This window comes from Pseudoflavonifractor sp. An85 (assembly GCF_002161235.1).
GTDB lineage: Bacteria > Bacillota > Clostridia > Oscillospirales > Oscillospiraceae > Enterenecus.
Genome location: NZ_NFHE01000146.1, coordinates 1 through 505, shown reverse-complemented (window position 1 = coordinate 505; position 505 = coordinate 1). Strand labels below are relative to the sequence as shown.

1 protein-coding gene is annotated in these 505 nt (G+C 65.5%); it reads right to left on the bottom strand.

The annotated features are described in order from the left end of the window. Positions 1-4: 4 nt before the first annotated feature. Positions 5-505: DUF3846 domain-containing protein (locus tag B5G37_RS14885; protein WP_087259006.1), on the bottom strand; the 501-nt coding region annotated here is incomplete at its 5' end.

Below are 505 nucleotides of genomic sequence, written 5' to 3'. Positions count from 1 at the left end.
ACTCTCACCGCCCATCCATGCCGCGCTGGGGCTTGTCCGGCGTTTGGCCTCCGCCGAGCGCGTCGGAGGCGTCGCGGGAGGCGTCCGCCTCATCCTTGAGGCTCACGCCATGCTCCTGCACAGGTTCCTCCCTGTGGCGTCCCTGTTGGATGGCGAGGGCTTCGGCGAGGCCGCTGCCGGGTGCGGAGACCTTGGTGAAGTAGTCGCCCACTTGGGCAATCTCCGCGTCGGTCAGGTCCCGGTCCATGCCGGTCTCCGGGTCGAAACCCACGGCCACGATGTCGCCCCGCAGGATGGTGTACAGTTCGCCCTCCTGCACGACGCTGGTGTAGTCCATCTGGGAGAGGTAGCCTTCCTCCACCATGTTCTTGGTGGCGTAGACGGCCCGGTTGGGCGGGCAGTTGCCCAGCCCCTCCTCGTTCACGTACAGGCAGATGTTCTCCCCGAAGATCACGTCGAACGGTTCTATGTATCCGCCCACTAACTGTTGCAGGTCGTGGAGCGC